Annotated in this window: 13 protein-coding genes; 4 read left to right on the top strand and 9 right to left on the bottom strand. The window is 50.3% G+C overall.

The window, feature by feature from the left end:
* The first annotated feature begins 79 nt into the window (after positions 1-79).
* Both cls and AC2T6E_RS00335 read left to right on the top strand, forming a co-directional pair.
* Positions 80-1,540, top strand: coding sequence for a cardiolipin synthase (gene cls, locus AC2T6E_RS00340; protein WP_089599052.1), 1,461 nt, complete (start codon positions 80-82; stop codon positions 1,538-1,540).
* Positions 1,541-1,573: 33 nt separating this feature from the next.
* Positions 1,574-1,903 carry an HI1450 family dsDNA-mimic protein gene (locus AC2T6E_RS00335; protein WP_148401187.1) on the top strand — a complete coding sequence of 110 codons (330 nt, stop codon included), beginning with the start codon at positions 1,574-1,576 and terminating at the stop codon, positions 1,901-1,903.
* Between the two features lie 31 nt (positions 1,904-1,934).
* On the opposite strand, the gene AC2T6E_RS00330 is transcribed toward AC2T6E_RS00335, so the two are convergent.
* The 7 genes from AC2T6E_RS00330 to AC2T6E_RS00300 form a co-directional block, all read right to left on the bottom strand.
* Complete coding sequence (locus AC2T6E_RS00330) at positions 1,935-2,804, bottom strand: ion transporter (RefSeq protein ID WP_182400729.1); 870 nt, start codon at positions 2,802-2,804, stop codon at positions 1,935-1,937.
* Between the two features lie 14 nt (positions 2,805-2,818).
* A complete protein-coding gene (gene oppF, locus AC2T6E_RS00325; RefSeq protein ID WP_010433006.1) occupies positions 2,819-3,823 on the bottom strand; it encodes a murein tripeptide/oligopeptide ABC transporter ATP-binding protein OppF in 1,005 nt (334 codons plus the stop codon).
* Positions 3,820-4,833: an ABC transporter ATP-binding protein gene (oppD, locus tag AC2T6E_RS00320; protein WP_120158320.1), complete on the bottom strand. Its 1,014-nt coding sequence runs from the start codon at positions 4,831-4,833 to the stop codon at positions 3,820-3,822. The genes oppF and oppD overlap by 4 nt, the downstream gene beginning before the upstream one ends.
* 11 nt (positions 4,834-4,844) lie before the next feature.
* A complete protein-coding gene (gene oppC / locus AC2T6E_RS00315) occupies positions 4,845-5,753 on the bottom strand; it encodes an oligopeptide ABC transporter permease OppC (RefSeq protein ID WP_014884161.1) in 909 nt (302 codons plus the stop codon).
* Between the two features lie 12 nt (positions 5,754-5,765).
* Complete coding sequence (gene oppB / locus AC2T6E_RS00310) at positions 5,766-6,686, bottom strand: oligopeptide ABC transporter permease OppB (protein WP_089599049.1); 921 nt, start codon at positions 6,684-6,686, stop codon at positions 5,766-5,768.
* A gap of 84 nt (positions 6,687-6,770) precedes the next feature.
* Positions 6,771-8,399, bottom strand: a complete 1,629-nt coding sequence (oppA, locus tag AC2T6E_RS00305; protein WP_010433002.1) for an oligopeptide ABC transporter substrate-binding protein OppA — start codon at positions 8,397-8,399, stop codon at positions 6,771-6,773.
* 771 nt (positions 8,400-9,170) lie between these two features.
* Positions 9,171-9,818 (bottom strand): YchE family NAAT transporter, encoded by a 648-nt coding sequence (locus AC2T6E_RS00300; RefSeq protein ID WP_010433000.1) that lies wholly within the window; start codon positions 9,816-9,818, stop codon positions 9,171-9,173.
* Between the two features lie 478 nt (positions 9,819-10,296).
* Here AC2T6E_RS00300 and adhE point away from each other — a divergent pair, with 478 nt between their 5' ends.
* Positions 10,297-12,975: a bifunctional acetaldehyde-CoA/alcohol dehydrogenase gene (gene adhE, locus AC2T6E_RS00295; protein WP_108417803.1), complete on the top strand. Its 2,679-nt coding sequence runs from the start codon at positions 10,297-10,299 to the stop codon at positions 12,973-12,975.
* A 75-nt stretch (positions 12,976-13,050) separates the two neighbouring features.
* Here the strand turns inward: adhE and tdk are convergent, their stop codons facing one another.
* A complete protein-coding gene (tdk, locus tag AC2T6E_RS00290; protein WP_010432994.1) occupies positions 13,051-13,665 on the bottom strand; it encodes a thymidine kinase in 615 nt (204 codons plus the stop codon).
* 550 nt (positions 13,666-14,215) lie between these two features.
* Between tdk and hns the strand changes: the two genes are divergently transcribed.
* A complete protein-coding gene (gene hns, locus AC2T6E_RS00285) occupies positions 14,216-14,629 on the top strand; it encodes a histone-like nucleoid-structuring protein H-NS (protein ID WP_003856724.1) in 414 nt (137 codons plus the stop codon).
* A gap of 205 nt (positions 14,630-14,834) precedes the next feature.
* Here hns and galU read toward each other — a convergent pair whose 3' ends face one another.
* Positions 14,835-15,743: a UTP--glucose-1-phosphate uridylyltransferase GalU gene (gene galU, locus AC2T6E_RS00280; protein WP_010432990.1), complete on the bottom strand. Its 909-nt coding sequence runs from the start codon at positions 15,741-15,743 to the stop codon at positions 14,835-14,837.
* Positions 15,744-15,797 lie beyond the last annotated feature (54 nt).

Below are 15,797 nucleotides of genomic sequence, written 5' to 3'. Positions count from 1 at the left end.
TTATCTGCCGTTTTTATTTGCCAGATGAATCCTGATGCGTACACTCATAACAATACGCTTTCAAAAGGATTTTTTACTTATGACAACCTTCTACACCGTGGTGAGTTGGCTGGTCATTCTGGGATACTGGCTGTTAATCGCGGGGGTGACGTTACGCATCCTGATGAAGCGCAGAGCCGTACCTTCTGCCATGGCCTGGCTTCTGATTATTTACATTCTGCCGCTGGTGGGCATTATCGCGTATCTCTCTTTCGGTGAGCTCCATCTGGGTAAACGCCGCGCCGAGCGCGCCCGCGCGATGTGGCCCTCGACGGCGAAATGGCTGAGCGATCTTAAAGCCTGCAAACATATCTTTGCCGAGGAGAACAGCAGCGTCGCCTCTTCATTATTCAAGCTGTGCGAACGCCGCCAGGGTATCGCGGGCGTTAAGGGTAATCAGCTGCAATTAATGACTTCGTCCGACGATGTGATGCAGGCGCTTATCCGCGATATTCAGCTGGCGCGTCATAACATCGAGATGGTTTTTTATATCTGGCAGCCGGGGGGCATGGCGGATCAGGTTGCTGAATCACTGATGGCCGCCGCTCGTCGCGGTATTCACTGCCGCCTGATGCTGGATTCCGCTGGCAGCGTCGCGTTTTTCCGCAGCCCGTGGGCGGGAATGATGCGTAATGCCGGTATAGAAGTGGTTGAGGCGCTGAAGGTTAATCTGCTGCGTGTTTTCCTGCGGCGCATGGATCTTCGCCAGCACCGCAAAATGATTCTGATTGATAACTATATTGCCTACACCGGCAGTATGAACCTGGTCGACCCGCGCTTCTTCAAGCAGGATTCCGGTGTCGGTCAATGGATCGATCTGATGGCGCGAATGGAAGGCCCGGTCGCCACCTCGATGGGGATCGTCTACTCGTGCGACTGGGAAATAGAAACCGGTAAGCGTATTTTACCGCCGCCCCCGGACGGCAATATTATGCCGTTTGAAGAGGCCAGCGGACACACCATTCATACCATTGCCTCCGGGCCGGGTTTCCCGGAAGACCTCATCCACCAGGCATTACTCACGGCGACCTATTCTGCGCGTGAGTATCTGATTATGACGACGCCTTACTTCGTTCCCAGCGACGATCTGCTGCACGCTATTTGTACTGCCGCGCAGCGTGGTGTCGACGTCAGTATTATTATGCCGCGCAAAAACGATTCGCTGCTGGTCGGCTGGGCAAGCCGCGCGTTCTTTAGCGAACTCCTTGCCGCAGGGGTGAAAATTTATCAGTTTGAAGGCGGACTGTTGCATACCAAGAGCGTGCTGGTGGACGGTGAGCTGAGCCTCGTGGGCACAGTCAATCTTGATATGCGCAGCCTGTGGCTAAACTTTGAAATCACCCTCGTGATTGACGATGCCGGATTTGGTGGCGATCTGGCAGCGGTCCAGGATGATTATATCTCCCGCTCGCGCCTGCTGGATGCCAGACTGTGGGTGAAACGCCCTCTCTGGCAGAGAATTGCTGAACGACTGTTTTACTTCTTTAGTCCGTTGCTGTAAAACGTGCCCAACGATGTTTAACAGGTAGTCATCATGGAAATGGATCTGAACAATCGCCTGACCGAAGACGAAACGCTCGAGCAGGCCTATGACATTTTTCTCGAACTGGCGGTTGATAACCTCGATCCCGCAGATGTGATCCTCTTTAATCTGCAGTTTGAAGAACGCGGCGGTGCCGAGCTGTTCGACCCTTCAGAAGACTGGGCTGAGCATGTTGATTTTGATCTCAATCCGGACTTCTTTGCTGAAGTGGTGATTGGGCTGGCCGATGAAGATGGCGGTGAAATTAACGACATTTTCGCCCGCGTTCTGCTGTGTCGCGATAAAGACCATAAGCTGTGCCATATTCTCTGGCGCGAATAATAAAAAAGGCTGCGATGGCAGCCTTTTTTATTTAATCCGGTAATTCACTACCACAGCGGTTACAGAAACGCGCGCTGTGTTCATGCTCACCCTGATGGCAGTTCGAACATTTACGCTGCTGCTTGCGGTTCTGAAATGCACTGCTCATGTGGGTGGTAATCAGTCCCGTCGGGATCGCGATCACCGAATAGCCAATCAAAATCAGGACCGATGCCACAATACGCCCAAGCGGCGTATGCGGTGTGATATCGCCGTAGCCAACGGTTGTAACGGTCACAATGGCCCAGTAGACGGACGCATTAAGCGTCGTAAAGCCATATTTGGGCCCTTCTATTAGATACATCAGCGCGCCAAAAACAATCATGACGATGGCAATAAACGAGTAGAACAAAATAAGCTGATGCCGCGCACTGACGATCGCACTCCAGAACACGCGTAATGACGGCATAAAACGCAGTAATTTCAGAATACGTAATACCCGAATCACGCGCATCGCTCTCCAGGCGAAGACATAGCTCAGGCTGATCTCCGGCCAAAGCCACATGACATAGAGCGGCAGGATGGTAGCTAAATCGATAAATCCCCAGAAGCTGAAAACATATCTGGCCGGGTTGGGCCAGGCTATCACTCTGAGGAGATATTCGGCGGTAAAGACCAGGGTAATCGCCAGTTCAAGCCAGACAAAGATATGCCATTCGTCAAACGTCAGGTGGTATTGCGTCCCGGCACCCGATTCAATAAAGATGACAACCACGCTGAGCAGCGCAAATAAACCGCAAAGACCTTCGAAGCGTCGCCCGGATACCGTTTCAGGATCGAATAAAAAATGATAAAGCCGCCGACGGGCTGACGTGAATAAACGCGACACAGTAACCTCGCAAAAAATAAGGGCTGACGTCATGTCAGCCCTTGCGATTATAACGGGTCTACTTTAAGGCAGGAAACCGCATGTCGGAAACTGCCCTCCAGCACCGGTCGTGTTTTTGCACATTCCGGGCCGGCCATTGGACAGCGCGTGCGGAATACGCAGCCGGACGGCGGATTAATCGGCGAAGGCAGTTCCCCTTCCAGCAGCTGAATAGTTTTATTTTTTTCCAGATCCGGGTCGGGGATCGGCACTGCCGACATCAGCGCTTTGGTATAAGGATGCAGCGGGTTGTGGTACACCTCGTCATAGGTGCCCAGTTCCACCGCGTGCCCCAGATACATCACCAGTACACGGTCTGAAATGTGCTTCACCACGGCCAGATCGTGAGCGATGAAGATCAGCGAGAGCCCCATCTCACGCTGCAGCTTCTGCAGCAGGTTAACCACCTGTGCCTGAATGGACACGTCCAGCGCGGAGACCGGCTCATCACAGATGATCAGCTTCGGTTCCAGGATGAGCGCACGCGCAATGCCAATACGCTGACACTGACCGCCGGAGAATTCGTGCGGATAGCGGTTGATGAGGTTTGGCAGCAGGCCCACTTTCATCATCATCGCTTTCACACGATCGCGCACTTCCTGACGCGACATCTTCGGATGATAGGTGCGCAGCGGCTCGGCAATAATTTCGCCGATGGTCATACGCGGGTTCAGTGACGCCAGCGGATCCTGGAAAATCATCTGAATATCGCTGCGCACGTCGCGCCACTCGTCCGGTTTCATCCCCAGCAGGTCTTTGCCCAGCCAGGCCACTTTGCCGTCGGTGGCTTTCACCAGACCGATAATGGCACGGGCAAAAGTGGACTTCCCGCAGCCAGACTCACCCACCACGCCCAGCGTTTCGCCCTCGTACAGGCGTAGCGTTACGCCATCAACGGCTTTGAGGGTTTTAGGCGGTTGCCAGAACCACTGTTTGCCGTCTTTGATATCGAAATGGACTTTAAGATCGGCAATTTCGAGCAGCACATTTCTTTTTTCATCTAATGCGTTCATACCAGCTCCTCATGCGACTTAAAGCAGGCGCGCAGGCGGCCTGGTTCAAACTCTTCCAGCGGCGGAGCGCTATTACAAATCTCCATCGCATGCGGACAACGTGGCTGGAATGGACAACCTTTTGGCAAACGCAGCAGGTTTGGCGGGTTACCCGGGATCGTCAGCAGGGATTCACCTTCCGCATCCAGACGCGGTACTGCATTCAGCAGGCCGATAGAATACGGATGTGCAGGCTGATAGAAGACATCACGCGCCTGACCGTACTCCATGGTACGACCGGCATACATCACCAGCACTTTGTCGCAGATACCTGCAACCACGCCCAGGTCATGGGTGATCATGATAATTGCCGTGTTGAATTCCCGCTTAAGCTCGTTCAACAGGGTCATGATCTGTGCCTGAACGGTTACATCCAGCGCAGTGGTCGGCTCATCAGCAATCAGCAGTTTTGGCCGGCAAAGCAGCGCCATCGCAATCATCACGCGCTGACGCATACCGCCAGAGAATTCGTGCGGGAACATGCGCATGCGCTTGCGCGCTTCCGGCATTTTTACCGCATCCAGCATTTTCACCGACTCTTCAAAGGCTTCCGCTTTACCCATACCTTTGTGCAGCATCAGCACTTCCATCAGCTGCTCGCCGACGCGCATGTACGGGTTTAAAGAGGTCATTGGGTCCTGGAAAATCATCGAAATCTGCTCAGCGCGAAGCTTATTCAGCTCGTGTTCCGGCAGGTTGAGGATTTCACGACCGTTGAATTTCGCAGAACCACCAATCACGCCGTTAGACGCCAGCAGACCCATCAGCGCAAATGCGGTTTGAGATTTACCGGAGCCAGACTCCCCCACGATCCCCAGCGTTTCCCCGGCGCGCAGGTTAAAATTAAGGTCGTTTACCGCGGTGACATCACCATCCGGCGTTTTAAAGGTGACACGGAGATCGTTTACATCCAGCAGCATATTGCTCTGCTGTTGCGCCATTGGCGCAGTGGCCGTTTCAATAATCGTCATGACGGCGCTCCTTAACGGTCTTTCGGGTCGAGGGCATCACGCAGGCCATCGCCGATAAAGTTGAAACAAAACAGGGTGACAACCAGGAAGCCCGCCGGATACAGCAGCAACCACGGTGAAACTTCCATCGAGTTTGCACCGTCACTCAACAACGCGCCCCAGCTGCTTAACGGCTCTTGCGTGCCCAGCCCCAGGAAGCTCAGGAAGGATTCAAAGAGGATCATGCTCGGCACCAGCAGTGAGGCATACACCACCACCACGCCCAGAACGTTCGGCACAATGTGGCGAACCACGATATTTCTGGTCGATACCCCACCCACCTGTGCCGCTTCGATAAACTCTTTGCGCTTAAGGCTCAGCGTTTGACCGCGCACGATACGCGCCATATCGAGCCAGGACACCATCCCGATGGCCACGAAAATCAACAGGATGTTCTGACCAAAGAAGGTCACCAGCAGGATCACGAAGAACATGAACGGGAAGGAGTTGAGGATTTCCAGCAGACGCATCATGACGGAGTCCACTTTCCCGCCGAGATAACCGGAAAGCGATCCGTAGAGCGTGCCGAGGATCACCGCCACCAGCGCGGCAGCAATACCGACCATCAACGAAATGCGGCCACCGATGGCCACGCGCACCAGCAGGTCACGACCGGATGAATCGGTACCGAAATAGTGCCCGGACTCCATATCTGGCGCGCTGGACATCATGCCCCAGTCCGTATCGAAATAGGTGAATTGCGACAGCATCGGTGCCAGCGTCACAAACAGGGCAATGATCACCAGTACGACCAGGCTCGCGACGGCAGCACGGTTGTGCATAAAGCGACGACGCGCATCCTGCCAGAGGCTACGACCTTCGACTTCCAGTTTTTCACTGAAGTTTTCCAGCGCCTCGCTGTTTTTCTTACTCAACATCATGGCGTGCTCCAGTTAGTAACGGATTTTAGGGTCGATAACGGCATACAGCACATCGACAATGGCGTTAAACAGAATGGTCAGCGCGCCAACCAAAATCGTCAGGCTCAGCACCAGCGAGTAGTCACGGTTAAGGGCACCGTTAACAAACAGCTGACCAATGCCCGGCAGTCCGTAAATGGTTTCGATAACCATTGACCCCGTAATGATGCCGACAAAAGCTGGCCCCAGGTAAGACAGGACGGGTAACAGCGCAGGCTTCAGCGCATGCCGTAAAATAATCCGGCGCATCGGTAAGCCTTTCGCGCGCGCGGTACGGATAAAGTTGGAGTGCAGAACCTCAATCATCGACCCGCGCGTGATACGCGCGATACTGGCGATGTATGCCAACGATAATGCCACCATTGGCAGTATCATGAACTGCAGCGCCCCACCGTTCCACCCGCCGCCCGGCAGCCATTTCAGCGTGATGGCAAATATCATGACCAGCAACGGTGCGACAACGAAGCTTGGGATAACCACCCCGGTCATTGCGACCCCCATGACGGCATAATCCCATTTGGTATTTTGTTTTAAGGCGGCGATAACGCCCGCAGCAACCCCGAGAACGACGGCGAGCAGGAATGCTGCAGCACCCAATTTAGCCGATACCGGGAAGCTTGACGCCACCAGGTCGTTAACGGAGTAGTCTTTATATTTGAATGACGGCCCAAAATCCCCGTGTGCCAGCTGCTTCAGATAGTTGAAGTACTGGGTAGAGATAGGATCGTTCAGATGGTATTTCGCTTCGATGTTAGCCATGACTTCTGGCGGCAGCGTACGTTCACCGGTAAAAGGGCTTCCCGGTGCAAGACGCATCATGAAGAAGGAAATCGTGATGAGAATAAATAGCGTTGGAATCGCTTCAAGACAGCGACGTAGGATAAATTTCAACATTGCCCGTACCTTCTGGCGTGTGCCTATATTATGTGACGTTGGTTAGACACCGTGGGGCAAGTACCCTCGCCCCACTCATTGCCATTAATGCTTGATAATATAAAGATTCTTAACGGAAATATTATCCAACGGGTCTTTACCGGTATAACCTCCTACCCACGGTTTCACCAGACGGGCGTTCACGTAGTAGTAAACCGGTACAATTGCAGAGTCTTTATCGAGTTGTTCTTCTGATTTCGCGTACAGCTCTGCGCGTTGCGCATCGTCAGTCACTTTCAGCGTATCACCGATAATCTTATCGAAAGCCGGGCTCTTATAGTGTGCAGTGTTATTCGAACTGTCACTGAGCATCGTGTTCAGGAAGGATGTCGGTTCGTTGTAGTCCGCACACCAGCCAGCACGTGCCACGTCGAACGTCCCCTGATGACGGGTATCGAGGAAGGTTTTCCACTCCTGGTTTTCCAGTTTGACGTTCGCACCCAGGTTTTTCTTCCAGATAGACGCGACGGCAATAGCCAGTTTTTTATGCAGATCTGACGTGTTGTACAGCAGGTTAAACGTCAGAGGCTTATCAGCGGTATACCCTGCTTCAGCCAACAGTTTTTTAGCTTCTTCGTTACGTTTTTCCTGGGACCATTTGAACCACTCAGGTTCAACCAGTTTCATACCGTCGGTGTAAGGCGGGGTGTAGCTGTAAGCGGGCAGATCGCCCTGGTTTTTCACCTTGTTAACAATGATATCGCGATCCAGCGCCAGCTTCAGCGCGGTACGAACGCGCACGTCGGTGAACGGTGCTTTCTGGTTGTTAATTTCGTAGTAGTACGTGCACAGGTACGGATCGACGTGAACTTCTTTCGGGATCTCTTTTTTCAGTTTCTGGAACAGTTCAATCGGCATGTTGTTATAGGTCATGTCGATCTCGCCGCTGCGGTAGCGGTTAACGTCCGTCACTTCAGAAGAAATTGGCAGGTAAGTCACCTGATTGATCACGGTTTTCGCGTTGTCCCAATACTGAGGGTTACGCTCCAGAACCATACGTTCGTTGACCACCCAGTCTTTCAGCTTATAAGCACCGTTGGTCACGATATTGGCTGGCTGCGTCCATTTTTCACCAAATTTCTCCACGGCGGATTTTGGTACCGGGGAGACGGACGGGTGAACAAGCAGCTTATAGAAGTACGGAACAGGTTCGCTCAACGTCACTTCAAAGGTATTCGCATCAATGGCTTTTACGCCCAGATCGGTAACAGGTTTTTTGCCTGCGATAATGTCATCAATATTGGCGATGTGACCATACTGCAGATAGCTCGCATACGGAGAGGCGGTATTTGGATTCGCCAGGCGCTGCCAGCTATACACGAAATCTTCAGCGGTGACCGGAGTGCCGTCGGACCATTTAGCATCTTTACGCAGATGGAAGGTCCAGACTTTGAAATCTTTGTTTTCCCATTTCTCAGCCACACCCGGAGCCGGGTGGCCGTCTACGTCAGTGACCAGCAGACCTTCGAACAGATCGCGGTTAACGTTCGACTCAGGAACCCCTTCAATTTTGTGCGGGTCCAGAGACTGAACTTCCGCACCGTTGTTACGCACCAGCGTCTGTTTTTCCGCCAGTTGTACCCCTGCAGGCACATCCGCAGCCATTGCGTTGCCCGCGATTAGCGCAGTTAAAATCCCCGCCGCTACCAGATTTTTTTTTGTGATGATGGTCATTGTGTTGGTACTCCACTCATTATAATTACTGGCCTTCGCCAGCTGTGTAATCCCCTGTTGGGGCCTGTACAGCGCAGGAGTTTTTTTATGCTGCTGCCAGGTTCTTTTTTCTACTTCTGCTATCACCGACTTTTTTATTACTGACCGCTCGTATGGCCGTCTTGCGTCGATTCTCAACACGCCGCCCCGTCTGCGGCGTGTTATGGATTTCTGAGACGAAAACTATATGAAAATAATTCTCATCTACTTGTTTAATTCTGCAAAATATAAGGCCGGAAAGTATCAAATGGCGCAAACGCCCGCCAATACATTTTGCAAATTTGTTAAGCAATTCTCTTTTACGAAGGATGCCGTTTCTCTGACAATCGTCTCACTGGACAGCGCTTATCAAAAAATTAGTGGAAATTCAATAAGATGTAAAAAACCTTTTCTGCGCGCACTTCAATGCGTCGTTCCAGGTAGATTTTGCACAAAAACTTAACAACTGGTTATTATTTAGCACATTCCTCTAGGGGAACATTGAAATTACTAATATCATTTCGGATATCACTCAGCAAGCCCCAGACTATCATGTGAGTAAAATAACAGAGCATTCGAAGGATTTATGTGCAGGCGGGTGGGTAAGAAAGAATTAACTCGTTGAAATACAAGAAAAGAGGGTTATTAGTAGAATTTATTATGTCATGTTCACATTTCAACTTTATTTATATGATTTGCTGATAATGACGTAAAAAAAACGGAGCCCCTGGCTCCGTCCTTTCATATGAAGTTTTAATGCAATAACCCAGGGAAAATGCTTTTAATGCCGGTAACGATAAACTCAATACCCAGCGCCATCAGTAGCAGACCCATGATACGGGTAATAACGTTGATGCCTGTTTGCCCTAACAGCCGCACCAGCCAGGGGGCCATGCGGAATACGCCCCAACAGCAGAGCGCGAAAAGCGCAATCGCCACGGAAAAACCGATCAGGTGCATCAGACTGTGATAGCGCGTCCCCCACACTATCGTCGAGCTAATGGCCCCCGGACCCGCCATCAGCGGCAAGGCCAACGGAACGACACCGATACTTTCACGAACCGCTGTTTCTGATTTCTCCTGTTTGTTCTGTTTATCCTCACCCAGCTTACCGCTGATCATCGACATGGCGATGGTGACAACCAGAATCCCGCCCGCAATACGGAAGGAATCAATAGAGATACCGAACAACTGCAGAATGGCGTCGCCCAGGTAAAGCGACGTCAGCAGAATAATCGCTACCGATAAGTTTGCCGTCAGGTTGGTTTTGTTTCTGGCAACGGCTGTCTGGTAGCTGGTCATACTGATGAAGACAGGGATAATCCCCACAGGGTTCACCAGTGCAAACAAACCAATAAAAAACTTAAAATATGTAGGGAAATCAAAGAGCGTTTGAATCACATTTAGCTCCGCTAATGAGCATGTTCAGGGACAGAAAATATGTCATGATAAAACCGCGCTGAAGATACGCTTTTTTGCAGCATTCTTCACCAGAAATCTGTGCCAAAACGTTATCATTTCATGATGTTAAACATTTGTAGAATCAATGATAGCGTCACTTCTAATAGTTACGTAATTATTTAACAGTGGAAAATTCTTGCCGAAATAGGCTGCTGAAAGGTATCAGCTTGGGGAAAAATTGATGCAGATCATGATTTCCGTACTCAGAAGTGAGTAATCTGATTACGCCGCCAGGGAGATCACCTATCAAAAAGGTATGATGCTAAGGTAAGGCTCTTTTAGTAAATTAGTGAGCTGGAACGAGAAGTAAGCCCTTGTTTTACTGTGTGTTACGCAAGTGGTATCGGCTCTGTCTATACTGTGTGACGTATCGAGCGCTGGTTTACTAAAAGAGTTTAAACATTATCAGGAGAGCATTATGGCTGTTACTAATATCGCTGAACTGAACGCACTCGTCGAGCGCGTTAAAAAAGCCCAGCGTGAATATGCCAATTTCACCCAAGAACAGGTTGATAAAATCTTCCGCGCGGCCGCACTGGCTGCTGCAGATGCTCGAATCCCTCTCGCTAAAATGGCCGTTGCCGAATCCGGTATGGGTATCGTTGAAGATAAAGTGATCAAAAACCACTTTGCTTCAGAGTATATCTACAACGCCTATAAAGATGAGAAAACCTGTGGCGTGCTGTCTGAAGACGACACCTTCGGTACCATCACTATTGCAGAACCTATCGGCATCATTTGCGGTATCGTTCCAACCACTAACCCAACGTCTACTGCTATCTTCAAATCACTGATCAGCCTGAAAACCCGTAACGCAATCATCTTCTCCCCGCACCCACGTGCAAAAGACGCGACCAACAAAGCAGCAGATATCGTTCTGCAGGCTGCAATTGCCGCTGGCGCACCAAAAGATTTGATTGGCTGGATTGATCAGCCGTCTGTTGAACTGTCCAATGCACTGATGCATCACCCGGACATTAACCTGATTCTGGCGACCGGTGGTCCTGGTATGGTTAAAGCTGCATACAGCTCCGGTAAACCAGCCATCGGCGTAGGCGCAGGTAACACCCCTGTTGTTATCGACGAAACGGCGGATATCAAACGTGCCGTTGCGTCTGTACTGATGTCAAAAACCTTCGACAACGGCGTTATTTGTGCGTCCGAGCAGTCTGTTGTGGTTGTTGATTCCGTGTACGATGCCGTTCGTGAACGTTTCGCAAGCCACGGCGGCTACCTATTGCAGGGTAAAGAGCTGAAAGCCGTTCAGGACATCATCCTGAAAAATGGCGCACTGAATGCTGCTATCGTAGGTCAACCAGCATATAAAATTGCTGAGCTGGCAGGCTTCACCGTTCCGGCAACAACCAAGATCCTGATTGGTGAAGTGAAAGTTGTCGATGAAAGCGAACCGTTCGCTCACGAAAAACTGTCCCCTACTCTGGCAATGTACCGTGCGAAAGATTTCGATGACGCGGTAGAGAAAGCAGAGAAACTGGTTGCCATGGGCGGTATCGGCCACACCTCTTGCCTGTACACCGACCAGGATAACCAGCCAGAACGTGTTGCTCACTTCGGTCAGAAGATGAAAACTGCACGTATCCTGATCAACACCCCTGCTTCTCAGGGTGGTATCGGTGACCTGTACAACTTTAAACTCGCACCTTCCCTGACTCTGGGTTGTGGTTCCTGGGGTGGTAACTCCATCTCTGAAAACGTTGGTCCAAAACACCTGATCAACAAGAAAACCGTTGCTAAGCGAGCTGAAAACATGTTGTGGCACAAACTTCCGAAATCTATCTACTTCCGCCGTGGCTCTCTGCCAATCGCGCTGGATGAAGTGATTACTGATGGCCACAAACGTGCGCTCATCGTGACTGACCGTTTCCTGTTCAACAACGGCTACGCTGATCAGATCACCTCAGTACTGAAAGCCTCTGGCGTTGAAACTGAAGTCTTCTTTGAAGTTGAAGCTGACCCAACCCTGAGCGTTGTTCGTAAAGGTGCTGAACTGGCTAACTCCTTCAAACCAGATGTGATTATCGCACTGGGTGGCGGTTCCCCAATGGACGCCGCGAAAATCATGTGGGTCATGTACGAGCATCCGGAAACTCACTTCGAAGAACTGGCGCTGCGCTTTATGGATATCCGTAAACGTATCTATAAGTTCCCGAAAATGGGCGTGAAAGCGAAAATGATCGCTGTCACCACCACTTCCGGTACCGGTTCAGAAGTGACGCCGTTTGCGGTTGTAACAGATGATGCAACAGGTCAGAAATACCCACTGGCTGACTACGCGCTGACCCCAGATATGGCTATCGTTGATGCCAACCTGGTGATGGATATGCCGAAATCGCTGTGTGCCTTCGGTGGTCTGGATGCCGTGACTCACGCCCTGGAAGCCTATGTGTCTGTACTGGCGTCCGAATTCTCTGACGGTCAGGCTCTGCAAGCTCTGAAACTGCTGAAAGAGAACCTGCCAGCGTCTTACAACGAAGGGTCTAAAAACCCGGTAGCGCGTGAGCGTGTACACAGTGCTGCAACCATCGCTGGTATCGCGTTTGCGAACGCCTTCCTGGGTGTTTGTCACTCAATGGCACACAAACTGGGTTCTCAGTTCCACATTCCTCACGGTCTGGCGAACGCCCTGTTGATCAGCAACGTTATCCGTTATAACGCGAACGACAACCCAACCAAGCAGACTGCATTCAGCCAGTACGACCGTCCACAAGCACGTCGTCGTTACGCTGAAATCGCTGACCACCTGGGTCTGAGCGCACCGGGCGACCGCACTGCTGCTAAGATTGAGAAACTGCTGGCATGGCTGGACAGCATTAAAGCTGAGCTGGGTATTCCTAAATCTATCCGTGAAGCAGGCGTTCAGGAAGCTGACTTCCTCGCTCACGTAGATAAGCTGTCTGAAGACGCATTTGATGACCAGTGTACTGGTGCTAACCCGCGCTACCCACTGATCTCCGAGCTGAAACAGATTCTGCTGGATACCTACTACGGTCGCGAGTTCAAAGAAAATGACACTGTCGCGGCAAAAGTTGAAGCACCTGTTGTTAAAGCTGACAAAAAAGCGAAGAAAAGCGCTTAATTGACAGCCTAATAAAAAACCCGCCAATGGCGGGTTTTTTTATGCCTGCTGAACGGCAAAGAAATTTGCTCTGCCCTATTTCCGATTATCGCTCTGGATAGCCGTCAGTGAACCGACAACAAGTGCTTCTTTATAGTGCTTGCGACAGACCGATACATAGCGCTCGTTGCCCCCTATAACGACCTGCTCGCCATCCGCGTAGGGTTTACCCGATTGATCGAGACGAAGCACCATACTGGCTTTACGGCCGCAGAAACAGATAGTCTTCAGCTCAACGAGCTTATCCGACCATGCGAGCAAATACTGGCTGCCAGCAAATAACTCGCCGCGAAAATCGGTGCGTAGACCATAACAGAGTACGGGAATATCCAGTTCGTCAACGACTTCAGAAAGTGCATGAACCTGTTCACGCGTCAGGAACTGGCTTTCATCTACCAGAACACAATGGATAGGCTTAGCGGCGTGTTCAGTGCGGATATCATCCAGTAAATCTGTTTGCGGGTTATACAGCCTTGCTGGCGACGAAAGTCCAATTCTTGAACTTACCTTCCCTGCACCAAAGCGATCGTCGATTTCAGCGGTGTATACAACGGTGCGCATCCCCCGCTCCTGATAATTGTATGAGGATTGCAGTAACGCCGTCGATTTCCCTGCATTCATTGCCGAATAGTAGAAATAAAGTTGTGCCATTGGCCGAAGAACCCTAATCAATGTGTAATATTCCCGATGAATCATTGTACCATATTTTGTCCCGTCATCAGCGATGCACCGCACAGACTATGCCGCTGAACCCGTGATTAACCCTCGGTACTTTTAGAAAATAATGCGTTAAAACATACATTAAACGCTTATCGGGCTGCCAATAAGCAACTTATGCAGCCAAACATAACACTTCTTTTTATACTGGAATTTACGTTCATTAAAATTCACTATTTATTAACTATTTTTGTCTTACCCGCGCGTCCCTGAAGTAATACAAAAGGCTGATATTTATCCGCCGCAACTATAATTCCTGGGGGAAATGTCACAAAACCAAACATGCATACCGCTGGTTTTTGCCGTTTGACGTGAAATCATCAGACCAGACACACGGTGAAATTTAAGTTAGCGTAATTAATAATAGCGCCGACGATTTCGTATTTTTTGAATTCCTTACATTCCCACCTATTGCACAACTCAATTTATCGCTCTATTATTAGGACAACAAACCACCCCCCATTATAAGTTTGAGATTACTACAATGAGCGAAGCACTTAAAATTCTGAACAACATCCGTACTCTTCGTGCGCAGGCAAGAGAATGTACCCTTGAAACGCTTGAAGAAATGCTGGAAAAATTAGAAGTTGTAGTTAATGAGCGTCGTGAAGAAGAAAGCGCAGCTGCTGCTGAAATCGAAGAACGCACTCGTAAACTGCAGCAATATCGCGAAATGCTGATTGCAGATGGTATCGATCCAAACGAATTGCTGAACAGCATGGCTGCGGCGAAAACCGGTACCAAAGCAAAACGCGCTGCTCGTCCGGCTAAATATAGCTACATTGATGAGAACGGCGAAGAGAAAACCTGGACCGGCCAGGGTCGTACTCCAGCTGTTATCAAGAAAGCAATGGATGAGCAGGGTAAACAACTGGATGACTTCCTGATCAAGGATTAATCCTAATCTAATTACAAAAATCCCGCTTAATGCGGGATTTTTTTTACGCGAAATTCCGCTAAGCAACCCTTTACACTCTGTCATATGTCGCCACAGACTATTTAATGTCTTTTACAATCCCTCTCCAGCAGCCACTGAGCCTCGTTATGGGCATAAAAAAACCGGTGGGCATCGCCACACCGGTCTTGTTCAACTGAGTATCAGACTATTTCTTAATACCCACGTTTTCTTTGAGCCAGGCTTTAAATTCTTCGCCCAGGGTATTGTGGCGAATACCATATTCAACGAATGCCTGCATATAACCGAGTTTATTACCGCAGTCATGGCTCTTACCTTTCATATGGTAAGCTTCTACGGTTTCTTTTTCGATCAGCATATCGATGCCATCGGTCAGCTGGATTTCATCACCCGCTCCCGGAGGCGTTTTCGCCAGCAGCGGCCAAATCTCAGCACTCAGCACGTAACGACCCACAACCGCCAGATTAGATGGCGCGACGTCCGCTTTCGGTTTCTCAACGACACCTACCATAGGAACGCTTTCGCCTGGCTCCAGATTAACGCCCTTGCAGTCCACAACACCATAGGCGGTAACGTCTTCTACAGGCTCAACCATGATCTGGCTGCTGCCTGTTTCGTCGAAGCGCTTGATCATCTCAGCCAGGTTATCCTGAGACAGATCTGATTCAAATTCGTCCAGAATAACGTCCGGCAGAATAACAGCAACCGGCTCATCACCCACAACCGGGTGTGCACACAGCACAGCATGACCCAGACCTTTCGCCAGCCCCTGACGAACCTGCATAATGGTGACGTGTGGAGGACAAATAGACTGAACTTCCGCTAACAGCTGGCGCTTAACACGTTTTTCCAGCATCGCTTCAAGTTCAAAACTTGTATCAAAATGGTTTTCGATAGAGTTTTTAGATGAATGCGTAACCAGCACAATCTCAGTAATCCCTGCCGCGATACATTCATTTACGACGTACTGGATTAATGGCTTATCAACTAAAGGCAGCATCTCTTTAGGGATTGCCTTCGTTGCTGGTAACATCCTGGTCCCCAATCCCGCTACCGGGATGACGGCCTTTCTGACTTTCGAATTTAGGGCAGCCATTCAAATTCTCCTGAGCTGTTCAAGTTTTGAACTTTTATGCATTAAATAACGCGT

This window comes from Enterobacter sp. B79-1, from assembly GCF_057444735.1.
Note: the sequence above shows the minus strand (reverse complement) of the source record. Positions and strands in the feature narration are given on the sequence as shown.

What these genes read in the sequence shown, in the direction of transcription:
- cls (WP_089599052.1), top strand. Translation starts at nt 80, where the DNA reads ATGACAACCTTCTACACCGTGGTGAGTTGGCTGGTCATTCTGGGATAC.
- AC2T6E_RS00335 (WP_148401187.1), top strand. Translation starts at nt 1,574, where the DNA reads ATGGAAATGGATCTGAACAATCGCCTGACCGAAGACGAAACGCTCGAG.
- AC2T6E_RS00330 (WP_182400729.1), bottom strand. Translation starts at nt 2,804, where the DNA reads ATGACGTCAGCCCTTATTTTTTGCGAGGTTACTGTGTCGCGTTTATTC.
- oppF (WP_010433006.1), bottom strand. Translation starts at nt 3,823, where the DNA reads ATGAACGCATTAGATGAAAAAAGAAATGTGCTGCTCGAAATTGCCGAT.
- oppD (WP_120158320.1), bottom strand. Translation starts at nt 4,833, where the DNA reads ATGACGATTATTGAAACGGCCACTGCGCCAATGGCGCAACAGCAGAGC.
- oppC (WP_014884161.1), bottom strand. Translation starts at nt 5,753, where the DNA reads ATGATGTTGAGTAAGAAAAACAGCGAGGCGCTGGAAAACTTCAGTGAA.
- oppB (WP_089599049.1), bottom strand. Translation starts at nt 6,686, where the DNA reads ATGTTGAAATTTATCCTACGTCGCTGTCTTGAAGCGATTCCAACGCTA.
- oppA (WP_010433002.1), bottom strand. Translation starts at nt 8,399, where the DNA reads ATGACCATCATCACAAAAAAAAATCTGGTAGCGGCGGGGATTTTAACT.
- adhE (WP_108417803.1), top strand. Translation starts at nt 10,297, where the DNA reads ATGGCTGTTACTAATATCGCTGAACTGAACGCACTCGTCGAGCGCGTT.
- tdk (WP_010432994.1), bottom strand. Translation starts at nt 13,665, where the DNA reads ATGGCACAACTTTATTTCTACTATTCGGCAATGAATGCAGGGAAATCG.
- hns (WP_003856724.1), top strand. Translation starts at nt 14,216, where the DNA reads ATGAGCGAAGCACTTAAAATTCTGAACAACATCCGTACTCTTCGTGCG.
- galU (WP_010432990.1), bottom strand. Translation starts at nt 15,743, where the DNA reads ATGGCTGCCCTAAATTCGAAAGTCAGAAAGGCCGTCATCCCGGTAGCG.